Source organism: Neobacillus piezotolerans (assembly GCF_003362805.1).
Taxonomy (GTDB): Bacteria; Bacillota; Bacilli; order Bacillales; family Cytobacillaceae; genus Bacillus_D; species Bacillus_D piezotolerans.
This window is the reverse complement of the sequence record NZ_QNQT01000015.1, coordinates 22258-37695: the sequence shown is the minus strand read 5'-3', so window position 1 is coordinate 37695 and position 15438 is coordinate 22258. Positions and strand designations below refer to the sequence as shown.

The 15438-nt window shown below is 48.0% G+C and carries 20 protein-coding genes; 7 read left to right on the top strand and 13 right to left on the bottom strand.

Going from position 1 to position 15438, the window contains the following annotated elements; translation table 11 throughout:
- Window positions 1-85 precede the first annotated feature (85 nt).
- From DRW41_RS20485 to DRW41_RS20450, 8 genes are all read right to left on the bottom strand, one after another.
- Window positions 86-1390, bottom strand: a complete 1305-nt coding sequence (locus DRW41_RS20485) for a pyrimidine-nucleoside phosphorylase (protein ID WP_115453896.1) — start codon at window positions 1388-1390, stop codon at window positions 86-88.
- A gap of 101 nt (window positions 1391-1491) precedes the next feature.
- Window positions 1492-2679, bottom strand: a complete 1188-nt coding sequence (gene deoB / locus DRW41_RS20480) for a phosphopentomutase (protein WP_115453895.1) — start codon at window positions 2677-2679, stop codon at window positions 1492-1494.
- A 207-nt stretch (window positions 2680-2886) separates the two neighbouring features.
- Window positions 2887-3780, bottom strand: coding sequence for a site-specific tyrosine recombinase XerD (gene xerD / locus DRW41_RS20475; protein ID WP_115453933.1), 894 nt, complete (start codon window positions 3778-3780; stop codon window positions 2887-2889).
- A gap of 9 nt (window positions 3781-3789) precedes the next feature.
- Window positions 3790-4017 carry a YqzK family protein gene (locus tag DRW41_RS20470; RefSeq protein ID WP_115453894.1) on the bottom strand — a complete coding sequence of 76 codons (228 nt, stop codon included), beginning with the start codon at window positions 4015-4017 and terminating at the stop codon, window positions 3790-3792.
- 458 nt (window positions 4018-4475) lie between these two features.
- The gene (gene fur, locus DRW41_RS20465; RefSeq protein ID WP_053367020.1) at window positions 4476-4934 is read right to left on the bottom strand and encodes a ferric iron uptake transcriptional regulator; all 459 of its coding nucleotides are present in this window, start codon (window positions 4932-4934) and stop codon (window positions 4476-4478) included.
- A 113-nt stretch (window positions 4935-5047) separates the two neighbouring features.
- A complete protein-coding gene (gene spoIIM / locus DRW41_RS20460; protein WP_115453893.1) occupies window positions 5048-5689 on the bottom strand; it encodes a stage II sporulation protein M in 642 nt (213 codons plus the stop codon).
- An 85-nt stretch (window positions 5690-5774) separates the two neighbouring features.
- On the bottom strand, window positions 5775-6938 hold the full coding sequence (locus tag DRW41_RS20455) for an endonuclease Q family protein (protein ID WP_115453892.1): 1164 nt from the start codon (window positions 6936-6938) through the stop codon (window positions 5775-5777).
- Window positions 6938-7489 carry an NUDIX hydrolase gene (locus DRW41_RS20450; protein WP_115453891.1) on the bottom strand — a complete coding sequence of 184 codons (552 nt, stop codon included), beginning with the start codon at window positions 7487-7489 and terminating at the stop codon, window positions 6938-6940. Before DRW41_RS20450 ends, DRW41_RS20455 begins: the two co-directional genes overlap by 1 nt.
- 73 nt (window positions 7490-7562) lie before the next feature.
- Between DRW41_RS20450 and mciZ the strand changes: the two genes are divergently transcribed.
- Both mciZ and DRW41_RS20440 read left to right on the top strand, forming a co-directional pair.
- A complete protein-coding gene (mciZ, locus tag DRW41_RS20445; protein ID WP_115453890.1) occupies window positions 7563-7709 on the top strand; it encodes a Z-ring formation inhibitor MciZ in 147 nt (48 codons plus the stop codon).
- Between the two features lie 84 nt (window positions 7710-7793).
- Complete coding sequence (locus tag DRW41_RS20440; RefSeq protein WP_115453889.1) at window positions 7794-8702, top strand: aldo/keto reductase; 909 nt, start codon at window positions 7794-7796, stop codon at window positions 8700-8702.
- An 18-nt stretch (window positions 8703-8720) separates the two neighbouring features.
- Here DRW41_RS20440 and DRW41_RS20435 read toward each other — a convergent pair whose 3' ends face one another.
- From DRW41_RS20435 to DRW41_RS20415, 5 genes are all read right to left on the bottom strand, one after another.
- Entirely contained in the window at window positions 8721-9254 is a 534-nt protein-coding gene (locus DRW41_RS20435) for a GrpB family protein (RefSeq protein WP_115453888.1), read from the bottom strand.
- Complete coding sequence (locus DRW41_RS20430) at window positions 9254-9505, bottom strand: YqkE family protein (protein WP_115453887.1); 252 nt, start codon at window positions 9503-9505, stop codon at window positions 9254-9256. The genes DRW41_RS20435 and DRW41_RS20430 overlap by 1 nt, the downstream gene beginning before the upstream one ends.
- Window positions 9506-9642: 137 nt before the next feature.
- Window positions 9643-10311, bottom strand: coding sequence for a CoA transferase subunit B (locus DRW41_RS20425; protein ID WP_115453886.1), 669 nt, complete (start codon window positions 10309-10311; stop codon window positions 9643-9645).
- Between the two features lie 18 nt (window positions 10312-10329).
- Window positions 10330-11019 carry a CoA transferase subunit A gene (locus DRW41_RS20420; protein ID WP_115453885.1) on the bottom strand — a complete coding sequence of 230 codons (690 nt, stop codon included), beginning with the start codon at window positions 11017-11019 and terminating at the stop codon, window positions 10330-10332.
- A gap of 26 nt (window positions 11020-11045) precedes the next feature.
- A complete protein-coding gene (locus DRW41_RS20415) occupies window positions 11046-12233 on the bottom strand; it encodes an acetyl-CoA C-acetyltransferase (protein ID WP_115453884.1) in 1188 nt (395 codons plus the stop codon).
- A gap of 143 nt (window positions 12234-12376) precedes the next feature.
- Between DRW41_RS20415 and DRW41_RS20410 the strand changes: the two genes are divergently transcribed.
- From DRW41_RS20410 to DRW41_RS20395, 5 genes are all read left to right on the top strand, one after another.
- On the top strand, window positions 12377-13285 hold the full coding sequence (locus DRW41_RS20410; RefSeq protein ID WP_115453883.1) for a hydroxymethylglutaryl-CoA lyase: 909 nt from the start codon (window positions 12377-12379) through the stop codon (window positions 13283-13285).
- Window positions 13286-13339: 54 nt separating this feature from the next.
- Window positions 13340-13471 (top strand): hypothetical protein, encoded by a 132-nt coding sequence (locus DRW41_RS23685; RefSeq protein WP_281272342.1) that lies wholly within the window; start codon window positions 13340-13342, stop codon window positions 13469-13471.
- A 106-nt stretch (window positions 13472-13577) separates the two neighbouring features.
- Window positions 13578-14516, top strand: coding sequence for an alpha/beta hydrolase (locus DRW41_RS20405; RefSeq protein ID WP_115453882.1), 939 nt, complete (start codon window positions 13578-13580; stop codon window positions 14514-14516).
- 77 nt (window positions 14517-14593) lie between these two features.
- The gene (locus DRW41_RS20400) at window positions 14594-14809 is read left to right on the top strand and encodes a CDGSH iron-sulfur domain-containing protein (protein WP_115453881.1); all 216 of its coding nucleotides are present in this window, start codon (window positions 14594-14596) and stop codon (window positions 14807-14809) included.
- A 138-nt stretch (window positions 14810-14947) separates the two neighbouring features.
- The gene (locus DRW41_RS20395) at window positions 14948-15427 is read left to right on the top strand and encodes a hypothetical protein (protein WP_115453880.1); all 480 of its coding nucleotides are present in this window, start codon (window positions 14948-14950) and stop codon (window positions 15425-15427) included.
- Window positions 15428-15438: the final 11 nt, after the last annotated feature.

Sequence of the window (15438 nt, the reverse complement as noted above, 5' to 3'; positions counted from 1 at the left end):
CCTCCATCATTTCCATAAATGGTCGTTTTATACAAAAATGCACAAAAAAAGAGGCGCCCATCTGGAGCGCCTCTTGAATGTTTTCTTATTCTGTTATTTCACCGTATATCAGAGTCGGCTTCTCTTTCGCAGTGTCTGAAAGCTTAATGCTGCGGTAAAGCATTTCCTTCACTTCCTCGACATTTTCGAAGTTGCTGTGGATTGCTGCGAGTGATTCTCCTTTTTGAACCTTATCGCCAATTTTTTTCTTTAAAATGATTCCGACAGCCAAATCGATCTCGGATTCTTTTGTCGCGCGGCCGGCTCCAAGGACCATTGCGGCAGTCCCCACCTCATCGGCGACAATTTCCGATACGAAGCCGTCTTCTTTCGCCTCAAGTTCATGAATATAGCTGGCCTTTGGAAGGCGGTCAGGATTATCCACGATAGAGGCATCTCCACCCTGCGCGCTTAGGAATACTTTCATTTTTTCTAGCGCGCTTCCATCCTTAATTGCTCTTTCAAGCTTCTCGCGTGCTTCTGAAAGGGATTCAGCCTTACCGGCAAGGTAAACCATATGGCTTCCCAGGGTTAGGCTTAATTCGGTCAAATCCTTTGGCCCTTCCCCTTTTAATGTATCGATTGCTTCCCTGACTTCAAGAGCATTGCCGATTGCGTATCCAAGCGGCTGGCTCATATCGGAAATGACGGCCATCGTTTTCCGGCCGACATTGTTTCCGATGCGGACCATTGCCTTAGCGAGTTCTTTCGAGTCTTCAAGTGTCTTCATAAAAGCCCCGGCGCCGGTTTTTACGTCAAGGACTATGGCATCGGCCCCAGCAGCGATTTTTTTGCTCATGATCGAGCTTGCAATTAAAGGAATGCTATCGACAGTAGCGGTTACATCCCGAAGCGCGTAAAGCTTTTTGTCTGCTGGAGTCAAATTGCCGCTTTGGCCGATGACAGCTATTTTGTTCCTGTTTACAAGGTCGATAAATTCTAAATTTTCAATCTCAACATGAAAGCCTTCGACCGATTCCAGCTTATCGACTGTTCCGCCGGTATGTCCAAGCCCCCGCCCAGACATTTTTGCGACCGGAACTCCCACAGCGGCGACAAGTGGGCCAACCACAAGTGTGGTTGTATCGCCGACACCGCCGGTCGAATGCTTATCGACTTTAATCCCTTCAATTTCTGATAGGTCAATTTGGTCACCTGACTCAGCCATCGCCATCGTCAAATCGGCTCGTTCTTTTTCAGTCATACCTTTATAAAAAATCGCCATTGTTAGCGCACTCATTTGATAATCAGGTATGGAGCCGTTTGTATAGCCTTCAATAATATAGTTTATTTCCTCCGTTGACAGTTCCAGACCGTCACGCTTTTTCTCGATTAAATCTACCATTCTCATTGAAATCACCACTGGTAAGTTATTTTGCCAAGCCCTTAACTACAATAGGGCTAGCTTTCGGAATCCGGAAGCTTTCCCTCAATTTTTCATCCACAGCGCGGTTATTTTAAATCCCCGAGGAAGCTTTCCCCATGTTCAGGCATCTTGACGCCAAAGTTTTCCGCTACAGTTGCTCCGATATCCGCAAAAGTTTTCCTCACCGCAAGCTCATTTCCCCCGTCCATTCTCTTCGAATAGACGAGAAGCGGCACGTATTCGCGGGTATGGTCCGTTCCCGGATGGACCGGATCGTTCCCATGGTCCGCCGTGATGATCAATAAATCATCATCATTCAGTTTTTCAAACACTTCCGGCAAACGGGCATCGTATTCCTCAAGCGCCTTGCCATAGCCTTCCGGATCGCGCCGGTGCCCATAAAGCGCATCAAAATCGACCAAATTCAAAAAGCTCAAGCCTGTAAAGTCCATTCCCAGAGTGTCTGCCAGCTTATCCATACCATCCATATTCGATACGGTCCGAAGGGATTTTGTTACGCCTTCCCCATCATAAATATCGGATATCTTCCCAATTGCAAGGACATCAAAACCTGAATCCTTCAATTCGTTCATGACTGTCCGGCCAAAAGGCTTCAAGGCATAATCATGCCTGTTCGCAGTCCTCTTGAAATTGCCGGGTTCCCCGATAAACGGCCGAGCGATGATTCGTCCAACCATATATTTTTCATCAAGGGTCAATTCCCTTGCGATCTCACAAATATTATATAACTCATCGAGCGATACAATCTCTTCGTGCGCGGCGATTTGCAAAACAGAATCGGCCGATGTATAAACGATCAGCGCGCCGGTTTCCATATGTTCCTTGCCCAATTCATCGAGGATGGCGGTTCCGCTCGCCGGCTTGTTCCCTATAATTTTTCTTCCGGTTTTTGCTTCAAGGTCGGAAAGCAATTCATCAGGGAATCCTTCTGGAAATACACGGAATGGAGTCTGAATATTGAGGCCCATGATTTCCCAATGGCCTGTCATCGTATCCTTCCCGTTCGACGCTTCCTGCATTTTTGTAAAATAGGCAAGCGGCTGTTGCTGTTTCTCTATTCCTTTAATTTCCCGGATATTGCTTAGGCCAAGCTTTTCCATATTCGGCATATTCAAGCCATTCATAGCTTCAGCTATATGGCCGAAAGTATCCGCACCTTTATCGCCGAATTTTTCGGCGTCAGGTGCTTCGCCTATCCCGACTGAGTCCATCACAATTAGAAAAATCCTTTTAAATTGAGGTGTCTTGCCCATTCAAAATCCCTCCTTCTTTATGGAGACCACAATAGCAAAGCTAGTTTACCCCTTAGGTAAATCCTTTAATCATAGAAAAAACGTCAGAAGTCTGACATCTTTATTTTACTAAATGGCTGTAAAAATACAAGAAAAACAATAGGAATTTTTTATAGGCGGAGCGAGCGAAGCCGGACAAAAATTGCCCGGCTCCGTTCTCGTATTCTATCAAGCTCTTGGATGAAATTTACTGTATACATCCCTTAGCCTGACTTTGGTTACATGAGTATAAATCTGGGTCGTCGAAATATCCGAATGGCCCAGCATTTCCTGGACCGCCCTTAAGTCCGCCCCATTTTCAAGAAGATGGGTCGCAAATGAATGGCGGAGCGTGTGAGGGGTAAGGTCCTTTTCTATTCCTGCATCGGAAGCAAGCTTTTTAAGTATTTTCCAAAATCCCTGGCGTGTAAGCCTCTTTCCCTGGTGATTAAGGAAAAGAGCGTCTTCCCTTGGCTTTTGGCGCGGAAATTTCGGGCGGCCTGTTTCCAGGTAGCGCTCCAAAGCTTCCGTTGCGGTTCTGCCGACCGGAATAATCCGCTCTTTATTTCCTTTTCCTATGCACCTCAGGAACCCCATATTCAAATGAAGGTCGTCCAAATTGAGTCCGATCAGTTCGCTCACCCGTATTCCTGTCGCATATAAAATTTCGAGCATTGCTTTATCCCTAAGCCCGAAATGGCCTGTTCCTTTTGGCGCTTCAAGAAGCGTTTCCACATCTTCCATGCTAAGCACCTTTGGCAGGTTCCTTTCAAGCTTTGGGGTTTCGATGTGGACGGTTGGGTCATGGCTTGCGGCTCTGTCCCTCAGCAAAAACTGATGGAAGGACCGAATTGAGGCAATATGCCTCGCTATTGTTTTAGACGACTTCCCCTCATTCTTTAATTCCCCAATAAACTGAAGAATATGGGCTCGCTGAACATCTTCAATCTCAGTGATAGACTGGATAGTTTTCAAATGGCGTAAATAATGTTTCAGATCCCGCTCGTAGGATATCATCGTATTCTCCGATAGTCCTTTTTCTACAAGTAAAAAGTGGATAAAATCTTTCAAATGGTCTTCCAACATGTTGCATTACTCCCCGCTCATATAGAACAACAACAGTCGGTCAAGCCAATCTGGATTGCCGGAATCCGATTGGTTGGACACCTTTACCGCTGCCCCTTTCGGTTTATCGTACCGGTGGTAATTCTGATATTCTTCATGTACCCACATCATACCATAATAGAAGAGGAACGTGCAGGCTATGAACAGGATCATGACTTTAAGGGCGCTAAATAGGGCCCGGCAAAATACTAACATGGCTGCTCCCCCGAATCTTCAGGTTTTTAGTACAGGGTATGCCCAAATTGGTCATAATTATACCTGGAAAAATCAGGGGGAACGCTATCCTTTTAGTATTGATTATGCTTACGACTGGTTTGAGTTGTTGGAAAAGGGTTTCCTCAGGCATCAAATCAAGCGTTTGGAAAGTTGAATTCACTAGTAATTTGTAAAATTCACTAGTAAGCGTCTGACACCTACTACTTTTCCAAAATTTCATGGGTAATTAATCACTAGTCTCCCTCCGCCACCTCGATGAAAGTATCACTCGTCCTCTTCGTCTCTTTCCGCTGCACTCCGCGGGAGGCGGCGTCTTCCGTCGCAATCGATCTTTTTTAAAATGAACATTTAACATAGTCAAAAAACAAAAAACCCTTCACGGGAGAAGGGTGGGCATCGTGTATATTTTCATTTTTTAATTGCATCCCGGAAACTGCTTATTCTTCCGCCGGCTCTTCCTTGTCCTGGCAGCGATGGCAAATGCCATGGAATGTAAGCCTATGGTCTTTTATTTTAAAATTCCAGCGCCTCTCAACAATTTCCTCAACGTCTTCAAGAAGGTCTTCCTGGATTTCATCAACCGCGCCGCACTCGATGCAGACAAGGTGGTGATGGAAATGGGCGGCCCCTTCCTGGCGAAGGTCATATCTGGAAACGCCGTCCCCAAAGTTTATTTTATCGACGATTTTCAATTCAGTAAGCAATTCCAATGTCCGGTAAACAGTTGCCAATCCAATTTCCGGAGACTTTTCCTTTACAAGAAGATAGACATCCTCAGCACTCAAATGGTCTTCCTCATTTTCCAGTAAAACCCGAACGGTAGCTTCTCGCTGCGGAGTAAGCTTGTAGCTCGATGAATGCAGCTGTTTTTTTATTCTTTCGATCCTGGTTTCCATCCGTTCGTCCTCCCTCGCAACTGTCCTTTCTCATTATATCAGATAGGATGCGAGAAAAAAACTAAAATAATTATAAACAGCAGATTGTAATTATTATTAGCTGGGAGTGATTATCAATTCACTTTACCGGCAAGAGCTTTCATAAATCCCGGTGACAAATAGGCCTCAATGCCCGAGGCCAGCGCAAGGAGGACAATTGCCGCTCCCAGCAGGAGAATGTACCGCCAAAAAACAGGCAGGATTGGCTGGCTTAACTTTTTTGTGAATTGCCTGCCGACCATCTTGAATGAAAATACAATTGATATAGCCGCCATTCCGATAAATACTGGGATGATAATCACATTTTGCGGAAGGACGGAAACAAACGCGAAGACGAACCCTTTCCAGCCCATTTGGCTAACAAGAAAGCCTACCGTGAATCCGACAACCATACCTTTTATGAAGAGAAGAATGAGGATGACCGGCAATCCGATAATCGAGATGCCGAGCACCCACATCAGTGCGATAAATTTGCTGTTATGAAGGAGGCTCTGCAGGAATAGCTCTCCGGACGCCTCCGTCTTGCCAGTGGCAATTTGGCTGAAAAACTGCGATAAATAATAAAAAAGATCTTCTTTTTGGTCATAGCTCATGCTGTTCACTATTATGGCCCCGAAAATGACCCCCATCATAAAAAGGATGGATACGAACAGGAAAACTGAGGAGTGCTCGCCCAAATATGCTGCTGCGACGGACTGGTTCATACGTTTTTTCATGGCATTTCCCCCTAGGACGGTTTATACCATTGTATGCCAGTCCATTATCGATATGACTTGTAAAAAAGGATGCCCATGACAGTCTTTAGTACTCTACTTTTCCGTATTTTCCTCCACCGCCTGCTGAGAGTGAAAGCTGTCCTTCCCTTGCCAGGATAATCAACCGCGCGAGCTTTTCAGGAATGACTTTTTCCATCGCCCCGAGTGGAACTTCATGAAGGATGGCCATCTCCGTTCCGAAATGCCATAACAATTTTTGAAGCATCTTCGGGCCGAGGCCGGGAATAAATTCAAGGGGAACCTGGTGGATATAAGGCGGACGGCCTTTAGGTTGACTTTTCGCGTCAGAAAGCTCGGAAATGCGATCGGCTACTCCTTTGACGGTTTTCAGCGAACCGCATTCCCCGCATGGCTTCCCTTCGGCCCCTGCTGGCGCCAGGCACTCGGCGCATACAGTTCTATGGTATTTTCCGAGGAGCGGGTCGAGCCCATAATTTGCAATTATTCCCCTACCGTTTTCACCTTTAAGTGCTAGAGAAAGTTCAGAAAATGACGGTTCAACCATTTCAATTGCCTGGTATTCCCGTGCTATTTTGGCAAGCGAGTGGGCATCGGAATTCGTTAAGAACGGGTAGCGGTGCAATTCTGCCATACCGTCCGCCATCACTGTATCCGAACTTAAACCAAGCTCAACACCATCAATCATATCGGGGTTGAACACTTCCTCCAATGATTTTTCGACTCCTTTTCCATAAAGGCTCTTGAATGGCGTAAATACATGGGCCGGAATGAAAAGTCCGCCCAGCTGTTTCACTATTTCCTGCAACTCTCGGCCCGTTGTGTAAATTCGCTGTGAGCTTAGGTTGACGTTTTTCATCCGCGATGACAGCCAGGCGGAGAATTCCTTCATGGATGCCAGGCTTGGCATAAAACAAAGAACATGGATTGGGCCTTTGCACTGTTCATCGTAAATTTCGAGTTCGGACCCGTGGATGACCGCCATTCCTCCATACAGAAGGCCCCCTCCTGCCTGTTCGGCCATTTCACCGGATTCAATCAGGCCTTCTATCTCCTCGATGACCTCCGGCGAGTGGCAGTCGATAATGCCAATCATATCAAGCCCTTTTTCATTCCGCGCATGGCTGATGATGTTTGAAAATGTCAGCGATTTTGCACCCGTTATCTTAACAGGCCGTCCACTCTTTGTCCGGCCTATATGTATATGAAGATCCGCGAAGTAACGGGCCATTACCTTTTCAAAGCCTCCTGCAGCTGAAGGTATTGAATGGCGTAGGCTGTCTTGGCATCATAAATCTTCTTTTCCCTTACGTAAGCAATTGCTTCCTCGAGTGCCACTTCTTCAACGTTTACGAATTCATCTTCGTCAAGCCCGGCCGCATCCTCCTTTTGGGACAAGCCTTTCGCGACATAGAGATGCACGATTTCGTCTGCGAAGCCAGGTGACGTATAGAAGGAAACGAGCCATTCCATTTCCTTGCATTCGTATCCTGTTTCTTCTTCAAGCTCGCGGCGCGCGCATTCGGCTGGGTCCTCACCCTTCTCAAGCTTTCCGGCTGGTATTTCGACCAGCGTCCTTTCCATCGCTTTCCGGTACTGCTCCACAAGCACGATTTTTTTATCATCGGTCACCGCAATGACTGCTACGGCGCCTGGGTGCTTGACGATTTCCCGCTTGGACGTTTTCCCGTTTGGCAGTTCAACATCTTCGACCTGTAAAGAAATGATTTTCCCTTTGAAAATTTCTTTGGTGCTGATTGTTTTTTCTTCAAGCCTTCCCATCTAAGCCACTCCTGTTCTATTCCAATTTTAGTGTTCATACATTTTATCATACTTTAATTGGGGGAGTTCACTCATGAAAGCTTACATACATGCGAAAGGGTTTGTTCTTACAGGAAAGGCGTCGGAAATCCGTTATATCCTCAAGGAGTGCAGCACCTTGTACATGACTGTCGCGGAACTAGTCAAATCGGAAGCTGAGAGGCGTTCCGGATTACGCTGAACCTCACTGTGTATTGGGACAGGCATCCAGTTTGCCGCCCGCCAAACACTTTGGGTAGAATAGGACCCAAAGGAGTTGATCGAAGTGAACAAAAACAGGCTCGGCAATTCGGATTTGAATGTGAGCATGCTCGGACTCGGCTGCATGTCGCTTGGCACGGATTTGGACAAGGCTCGCTCGATTATTGATGCCGCTTTGGACGAAGGCATTAATTATTTTGACACGGCGGATTTGTATGATTTTGGCGAAAATGAAAAAATTGTCGGCGAATGCCTGAAGGGGCGCCGCGATAAAGTTATCCTCGCCACTAAAGCGGGCAATCGCTGGAACGAAGATAAATCCGGCTGGAGCTGGGATCCGTCCAAAAAACATATAAAAGAAGCTGTCAAAGGAAGCCTGAAACGGCTCGGGACCGATTATATTGATTTGTATCAGTTACACGGGGGAACGATTGACGATCCAATCGATGAAACAATCGAAGCATTTGAGGATTTGAAAGCTGATGGCCTGATCCGTTACTACGGCATCTCATCCATCCGGCCAAACGTGGTCAGGGAGTATGCGGCAAAGTCGGGAATTGCCTCCGTCATGGTGCAATACAGCATGCTCGACAGGCGGCCGGAAGAGGAAATTCTGACAGTCCTCCAAAGGGAAGGAATTAGCGCAGTCACTCGCGGGCCTGTCGCCAAGGGGCTTTTATCCGAGAAAATGCTCGAAAAGGCTTCCGGAAAAGGATATCTGGATTACAGCCTTGCTGACCTTGAAAGGCTGCTGCCTTTGTTAAAAGAAAAACTTGCTTCCCGCCCGCTCGAGGAAGCCGCGCTGCTCTATAACCTTTCGCATCCCGCAGTGGCGGCTGTCGTCGCTGGGGCAAGCAGCCTCGAGCAGGTCAGGAAAAACGCCAGCGCCGTCCGGGGGGAGCCGCTCTCAAAGGAAGAAATCATCCTAATCAGGGAACTGACAAAAGCGAATGTTTATGCTGAGCATAGGTAATGAACTGAAAGCCGGCATCTATTCACGGATGCCGGCCCATTCCAATGCTTCCTTTTCGATTTCGAGCACTGTCTTTTCTTTATAATCGATGTATGAACTGATATCATTCGGGAACATCGCGGCCGCGGTTTCCTTCACTTTGCCATATTGGGCGGCCCGCAAAGGATGTACCCGTAAATAATCACGGAACGCAAGATGCCGTATGATTTGCTGGCTGCCTTTTTCAAAGGCATGGAGATGGACAACCCTTTCACCATTTGAATCATATTTAATGAAATAGCGGCGGCCGGGAATTCCGTTTTCACCCCTCGGCTCATAGCCGGCCAAACGAAGCTTATCAACGGCCTCGTCGAAAAAACCGAGTGAATCGGCCTCCGCCAAAATATCAATGATTGGCTTGGCGTTCAACCCAGGCACCGAGGTACTGCCGATATGATGGAAAACGGCACGATCGGAGGCCAATGCTTCTATTAAAATAGCCGCTTCTTCGGTGAACCTTTCCGGCCACCCTTCCTTATATGGCTCAACTTCGACTTTTCGCGGCGGCTTCACTACTTGAATTCCTTCCAGTTCATGCCGCTTTCGTTCAAAAGATCCTCGAAGCTTTTATTTTTCTCCCTCAGCCTGCGCTCCTCGCGTTTGCGTACTTCTTCCTCTTCCGCCTTGCGCGCTTCTTCCGCTTTCAGTTCCTGCTGGCGGTTCTTCAGCTTATTGACTAAATCCTGATTGAGCATATCCCCAAGTGTAAGCGGTTTGTCTTCTTTTTTCGGCTGCGCCTTTTGCGGCTGCCTTTTCTTTGCCATTGGTCATCTCTCCTCTAAGCAGCTGACTTGCCCCACGGGGCGAGCCCAGTAGTTTTACGGGCAAGTTCTATAGTCTCATTATACAACACTTTTTCCATACAAAAAGGCGGAGGCGCAAAGGCCCCCGCCAGTTTCAATTAAAATGCGTTAAGCGCGACGTCCCCGCTTGTATCAAGGCTCGCTTCAGTAGAGTTAACCACATCCTCAATGCTATAACCCTCAGCCACTTCAACAAGCTTCAATCCCGATTCGGTTACATCCATAACCGCCCGTTCTGTTATTATCCGGGTAACGACCCCTTTACCGGTCAGAGGCAGGGTGCATTCCTTCAGGACCTTGGACTCTCCTTTTTTGTTCGTGTGCTCCATGATAACGATGATTTTCCTTGCGCCGTGGACAAGATCCATCGCGCCGCCCATACCCTTGATCATTTTGCCGGGAATCATCCAGTTTGCAAGGTCGCCATTCTCTGAAACTTCCATTCCGCCGAGGATGGCGATGTCGACATGGCCTCCGCGGATCATCGCGAATGACTCGGCGCTGTCAAAATAAGCCGCTCCTGGAATCGCTGTTACCGTTTCTTTCCCCGCATTGATCAGGTCTGCGTCCGCTTCCTCTTCATGCGGATAAGGCCCAATGCCCAGCAGCCCGTTTTCCGATTGGAGGACAACCTGCTTATTGTCGGAAATATAGTTTGCCACAAGCGTGGGCATCCCGATTCCAAGATTCACATAGTAGCCGTCCTGAATCTCGCGCTCTGCCCTTATTGCAATCTTTTCGCGTACATTTGCTTTATCGTTGGACATTCCTGTCTCTCCTTTCCCCTATTTCCTGACTGTCAGCCGCTCAATCCGCTTTTCCTGGTCACCCTGGATAATCGCCTGGACATAAATGCTCGGCGTATGGATGCCATTGGCGTCGAGTTCCCCGATTCCAACAAGGTTTTCCACTTCCGCAATCGTCACCTTTCCAGCCGCGGCAATCATCGGATTGAAGTTCCTCGCTGTTTTCCGGTACACAAGGTTTCCCATTTTATCGCCTTTCCACGCCCTGACAAGGCTGAAATCCGCTACCAATGCTTCTTCAAGCAAATATTCCTTTCCATTGAACACCCGTACTTCCTTACCGTCCGCAATCGGGGTTCCAACTCCCGCAGGTGTATAAAATGCGGGAATCCCTGCTCCCCCTGCCCGGATTTTCTCCGCAAGCGACCCTTGCGGCAGCAATTCAACTTCCAGTTCGCCTGCAAGCACCTGGCGTTCAAATTCCTTGTTCTCGCCGACATACGAACCGACCATCTTTTTGATTTGCCTGTTTTGTAAAAGAAGGCCTAGTCCCCACTCGTCAATTCCACAGTTGTTGGAGATAACCGTTAAATCTTTTACACCCTTGTCTACTAGTGCGAGAATCAGGTTTTCCGGTATTCCGCAAAGGCCGAAACCGCCAACCATCAGCGTAGCTCCGTCCTGGATATCCGCTACAGCCTCCTGAAACGAATTACAAATCCTTTTCATAAAAATTCTCCTTTCATCCGCAAATATTAAACGAGTTCAACAACGGTCGCAACGCCTTGGCCGCCGCCAATGCAAAGCGTCGCAAGGCCTTGTTTCGCGCCACGGCGTTTCATTTCGTGGATCAGTGTTACCAGAATCCGTGCCCCGCTCGCTCCGATCGGATGGCCAAGCGCAATCGCCCCGCCGTTCACATTGACCTTTGCGGAATCTAATTCCAAATCGCGGCTGACGGCGAGCGACTGGGCCGCGAACGCTTCATTTGCTTCAATCAGGTCGATTTCTTCCATGGAGGTTCCCGCTTTTCTAAGCGCCTTCCTGACCGCCTCGACCGGCCCGATTCCCATGACGCTTGGATCGACGCCGGCGTTGCCGTTTCCTTTGATCGCAACGAGAGGCTTTACGCCAAGCTCTTCCGCCTTCGCCCTGCTCATCACGATCACAACCGCGGCGCCGTCATTAATTCCCGATGCATTTCCGGCTGTCACGCTGCCGTCCTTTTTAAATGCCGCCCTGAGTCCGGCCAACTTTTCTGCGGTTGTTCCCTTTTTCGGATATTCATCCGTATCAAAAACGATTGGTTCACCTTTCCGCTGCGGAATATGTACCGGAACAATTTCATCCTTGAATTTTCCTTCCTCGATGGCACGCGCCGCTTTTTCCTGGCTCGCCGCCGCGAAAGCATCCTGTTCCTCCCTGGTCAATCCGTACCTGTCGCACAGATTTTCGGCTGTGATGCCCATATGGTAATCATTGAATGCGCACCAGAGCCCGTCGCTGACCATGCTGTCGACAAGCTTTTGGTCGCCCATTTTAAAGCCGTCCCTGGCATTTTTCAAAATGTATGGCGCCTGGCTCATATTTTCCATGCCGCCCGCCACAACGATATCGGCATCGCCCGCGATGATTGCCTGAGCGGCAAGGTGGACCGCCTTCAACCCCGATCCGCATACTTTGTTAATGGTCATAGAGGAAGCGCTTTCAGGAATACCGGCCTTAATCGCCGCCTGGCGCGCCGGGTTTTGGCCAAGTCCCGCCTGCAGGACATTTCCGAGGATGACTTCATCCACTTGCTCCGGTTTCAAGCCCGCCTGCTCGAGCGCGCCTTTAATGGCTGTCGCCCCAAGTTCGGGAGCCGATATGCCCTTAAGGGTGCCATTAAAGCTTCCGATTGCGGTCCTCGCTGCCGCGACGATGACTACTTCTGTCCGTTCCATTTTTCTTGCCCCTTTCCACTTTGGTTTCCTTACCTATTTCTCGTTGGATGTGCGAAAATCCTTTAAATTTGTCAAAATTAATCCATTACTTGCATTTTTTAAAAAATTTCACTTAAAATTAGTATGAATGGAGGGGGAGTTTTATGGCAATTAAATTGCCTGAAAACGTAACAATTATTGAAGTTGGCCCGAGGGACGGTCTGCAGAATGAAAAAGGCTTTGTACCGACGGAAGTCAAAGGCCAATTCATCCACGCGCTTCGGGATTCAGGGATTCGGGAAATGGAACTAACCTCGTTTGTTTCACCAAAATGGGTCCCGCAAATGGCGGATGCGGCGGAAATTGTAAGCGCTTGCTACGATGCACCCGGGCGTTCCATCGTCCTCGCGCCGAATAAAAAAGGAATTGAACGGCTCGAAGAAACCAATTGCAGGGCCGTTGCCGTTTTCGTCGGCGTCAGCAATACATTCAACAAAAAGAATATAAATAAGACAACGGCAGAAAGCATGGAGGAACTTCGCCCGCTTATCGCCGATTTAAAGGAAAAGGGCTATTTTGTAAGGGCGTGCATTTCGACAGCTTGGCATTGCCCGTATGAAGGAAAAATTCCGGAAGCTGATACACTGAGGCTTTGCGCCGATTTTGCGGAGGCGGGCGTGGACGAACTGAGTGTTGCTGATACAATCGGCATGGCCGTGCCAACGGAAGCCCATTCGCTTTTTGCACAATTAAAAGCGATTATTCCCGGAATCCTTCTGACCGCCCATTTCCACGATACAAGGAAACTCGCGCTCGCCAACATCCTTGCATCCATGCAGGCAGGCATCGACCGATTCGATACGTCTGCCGGCGGCCTGGGCGGATGTCCGTTCGCACCGGGCGCAACCGGGAATGTCGCAACAGAAGACGTCGTTTACATGCTTGAACGGATGGGAATCAAGACCGGCATTGCGCTTGACCGCCTGATGGATGCGGTTGAAATCGTCCGCCCCCATGTCAGCAGGCCTATCGAAAGCACTTATTTCAACATGCATGCCTCCGCCGGTGCATAAGCCCTCCTTCCCGGGTCCATCTTATAAGTAATGAGATGAAGGGAGCCATGGACGATGAGCAAGAAACGCGATAAAGGATACAGCCAGAAAGGCCAGCCCTCCGCTAAGGATGGAAGGCAAATGATCGCCCGCGAGGATTTGGAAAAAGAAACGCATCCTACAAACAGGCAAAATTCCAAACAATGAGTGGAAGCCGTTCCCAACGGGCGGCTTTTTTCTATGCATCGGTGTTTTAAACTGGAGTGAGTGGTAAAATAATGAAAGAAAGCAAATTTACACCGGAGGGATCCTTTTGCGCAAAGCATTACGCTTTTTAGCATCGCTGCTTACAATTGTTGCCGCTGTGGGCGTTTATTTTACAAATCGGCTTATGTACATGAAGAAAAAAGAGGACGAGTTCATCCTGAACCGCGAACGTGTAGCTGGCAGGATTATTGACACAGATTATGAGGCTCTGAAAAAAAGGGATGTGCTCATCCCCTCCCCCTTTGGATACGAACTTAAGGGCGTACTCGCCGAACCGCATGAGACAAACCGCTATGTAATCATCAGCCACGGGGTGACCGAAAATAAATTCAACTCGATTAAATATATGAATTTATTTTTGTCCCGTGGTTTCAATGTACTGATTTTCGACCACCGCCGCCACGGGGAATCCGGCGGCAAGACTACGAGCTACGGCCATTATGAAAAGTTCGACCTGAAGGCGGTCGTCGATTGGCTGAAAAATGAAATCGGGCCTGGGCTCCTTCTTGGAATCCACGGCGAATCGATGGGTGCCGCGACGATGCTCCTTTATGCCGGAATGCTTGAGGACGGGGCGGATTTTTATATTGCCGATTGCCCTTTTTCCGATTTCAAGGAACAGCTCGCCTACCGCCTGAAAGAGGAGATGAATTTGCCAGCCGGTATGCTTCTGCCGCTTGCGGATGTTTTCCTTCGCTTCCGTGACAACTATTCAATCCGAGAGGTTTCCCCAATTTCAGTGATTGATAATATCAGGCACCCAATTCTGTTCATCCATAGCGCCAAAGACGATTTCATTCTCCCATATATGACTGAAGCGCTGTATGAAAAGAAAAAGGGACCCAAAATGCTGTTTATGGCTGAAAGCGGGCTCCACGCCCAGTCATTCAATGAAAATCGGAAAGAATATGAAAAAGCAGTCGATGAATTCCTTGAATCTTTTGTGAGGCAACCGCAATTAGGAATGCCGGGACCATCATTTTAAAGGGATTTTTGAAAAAATTTGCATTTTTCACTCTTACCATCTACCATCAAAGAGAATAATTTCAAGGGGGAATAACAATGTCAAAAGTACAAATCAAAGTAAACGACAATGGATCGCTGAGGATTACCGGGGATGTCGAACTGCTTGATGGCCAGGGAAATGCCTATCCATCAAAGCCTGCCTTTTCGCTCTGCCGCTGCGGCCTCTCCTCAAACAAGCCGTACTGCGACGGCACGCATAAGGGGCAATTTGAATCCCAGGTCCGCGCACCGGAAGAAACAGCCGGCCAATAATTTATGACAACTAACTTCTAGGCACCCGCCATTATGGCCGGTGCCTTCTATTTTGCTTGCCGGTAGAAGATATTGGCACGTTTGAGCTGTTCCCCTTGAGGTAAAAGCCTTGTGAAGCTTTTATATTGAGGTGAGAGCATGTTTTCCTGGAATGATATGATTACGTTTGTTTGGGCGTTCTTTATCGTTTTGCCTTTAACATCCTTCGTTCATGCCTCCGGACATACTTTCTTTGTCGTCCTTTTTGGGGGCAAGCCAGTATTAACAATGGGCAGGGGGCGGAAACTCTTTTCAGTTGGCACTTTTCACGTTCATAGCCTGTACTTTGTCGATGCTTCCTGCCAATATACCGAAATAAAAAATGAATCCCGTTGGAAATACGCTGTTATTTATGCGGGAGGCATCATCTTTAATGCCATCTCCATTTTAATTGTAAACTCGCTCATCCATCTCGATATATGGCCGAAACACTTATTTTTCTACCAGTTTGTGTATTTTTCGGTCTATTTTATTTTTTTTGCCTTGCTGCCGATCGAATATGGGAAAGACAACCCGAGTGATGGCAAGGCGGTTTACACTGTCCTGAAATACGGGAAAACAATAAAGGAAATTGACTGACCGTTCCACAT

What these genes read in the sequence shown, in the direction of transcription:
- DRW41_RS20485 (WP_115453896.1), bottom strand. Translation starts at nt 1,390, where the DNA reads ATGAGAATGGTAGATTTAATCGAGAAAAAGCGTGACGGTCTGGAACTG.
- deoB (WP_115453895.1), bottom strand. Translation starts at nt 2,679, where the DNA reads ATGGGCAAGACACCTCAATTTAAAAGGATTTTTCTAATTGTGATGGAC.
- DRW41_RS20470 (WP_115453894.1), bottom strand. Translation starts at nt 4,017, where the DNA reads ATGTTAGTATTTTGCCGGGCCCTATTTAGCGCCCTTAAAGTCATGATC.
- fur (WP_053367020.1), bottom strand. Translation starts at nt 4,934, where the DNA reads ATGGAAACCAGGATCGAAAGAATAAAAAAACAGCTGCATTCATCGAGC.
- spoIIM (WP_115453893.1), bottom strand. Translation starts at nt 5,689, where the DNA reads ATGAAAAAACGTATGAACCAGTCCGTCGCAGCAGCATATTTGGGCGAG.
- DRW41_RS20455 (WP_115453892.1), bottom strand. Translation starts at nt 6,938, where the DNA reads ATGGCCCGTTACTTCGCGGATCTTCATATACATATAGGCCGGACAAAG.
- DRW41_RS20450 (WP_115453891.1), bottom strand. Translation starts at nt 7,489, where the DNA reads ATGGGAAGGCTTGAAGAAAAAACAATCAGCACCAAAGAAATTTTCAAA.
- mciZ (WP_115453890.1), top strand. Translation starts at nt 7,563, where the DNA reads ATGAAAGCTTACATACATGCGAAAGGGTTTGTTCTTACAGGAAAGGCG.
- DRW41_RS20430 (WP_115453887.1), bottom strand. Translation starts at nt 9,505, where the DNA reads ATGGCAAAGAAAAGGCAGCCGCAAAAGGCGCAGCCGAAAAAAGAAGAC.
- DRW41_RS20425 (WP_115453886.1), bottom strand. Translation starts at nt 10,311, where the DNA reads ATGTCCAACGATAAAGCAAATGTACGCGAAAAGATTGCAATAAGGGCA.
- DRW41_RS20420 (WP_115453885.1), bottom strand. Translation starts at nt 11,019, where the DNA reads ATGAAAAGGATTTGTAATTCGTTTCAGGAGGCTGTAGCGGATATCCAG.
- DRW41_RS20415 (WP_115453884.1), bottom strand. Translation starts at nt 12,233, where the DNA reads ATGGAACGGACAGAAGTAGTCATCGTCGCGGCAGCGAGGACCGCAATC.
- DRW41_RS20410 (WP_115453883.1), top strand. Translation starts at nt 12,377, where the DNA reads ATGGCAATTAAATTGCCTGAAAACGTAACAATTATTGAAGTTGGCCCG.
- DRW41_RS23685 (WP_281272342.1), top strand. Translation starts at nt 13,340, where the DNA reads ATGAGCAAGAAACGCGATAAAGGATACAGCCAGAAAGGCCAGCCCTCC.
- DRW41_RS20400 (WP_115453881.1), top strand. Translation starts at nt 14,594, where the DNA reads ATGTCAAAAGTACAAATCAAAGTAAACGACAATGGATCGCTGAGGATT.
- DRW41_RS20395 (WP_115453880.1), top strand. Translation starts at nt 14,948, where the DNA reads ATGTTTTCCTGGAATGATATGATTACGTTTGTTTGGGCGTTCTTTATC.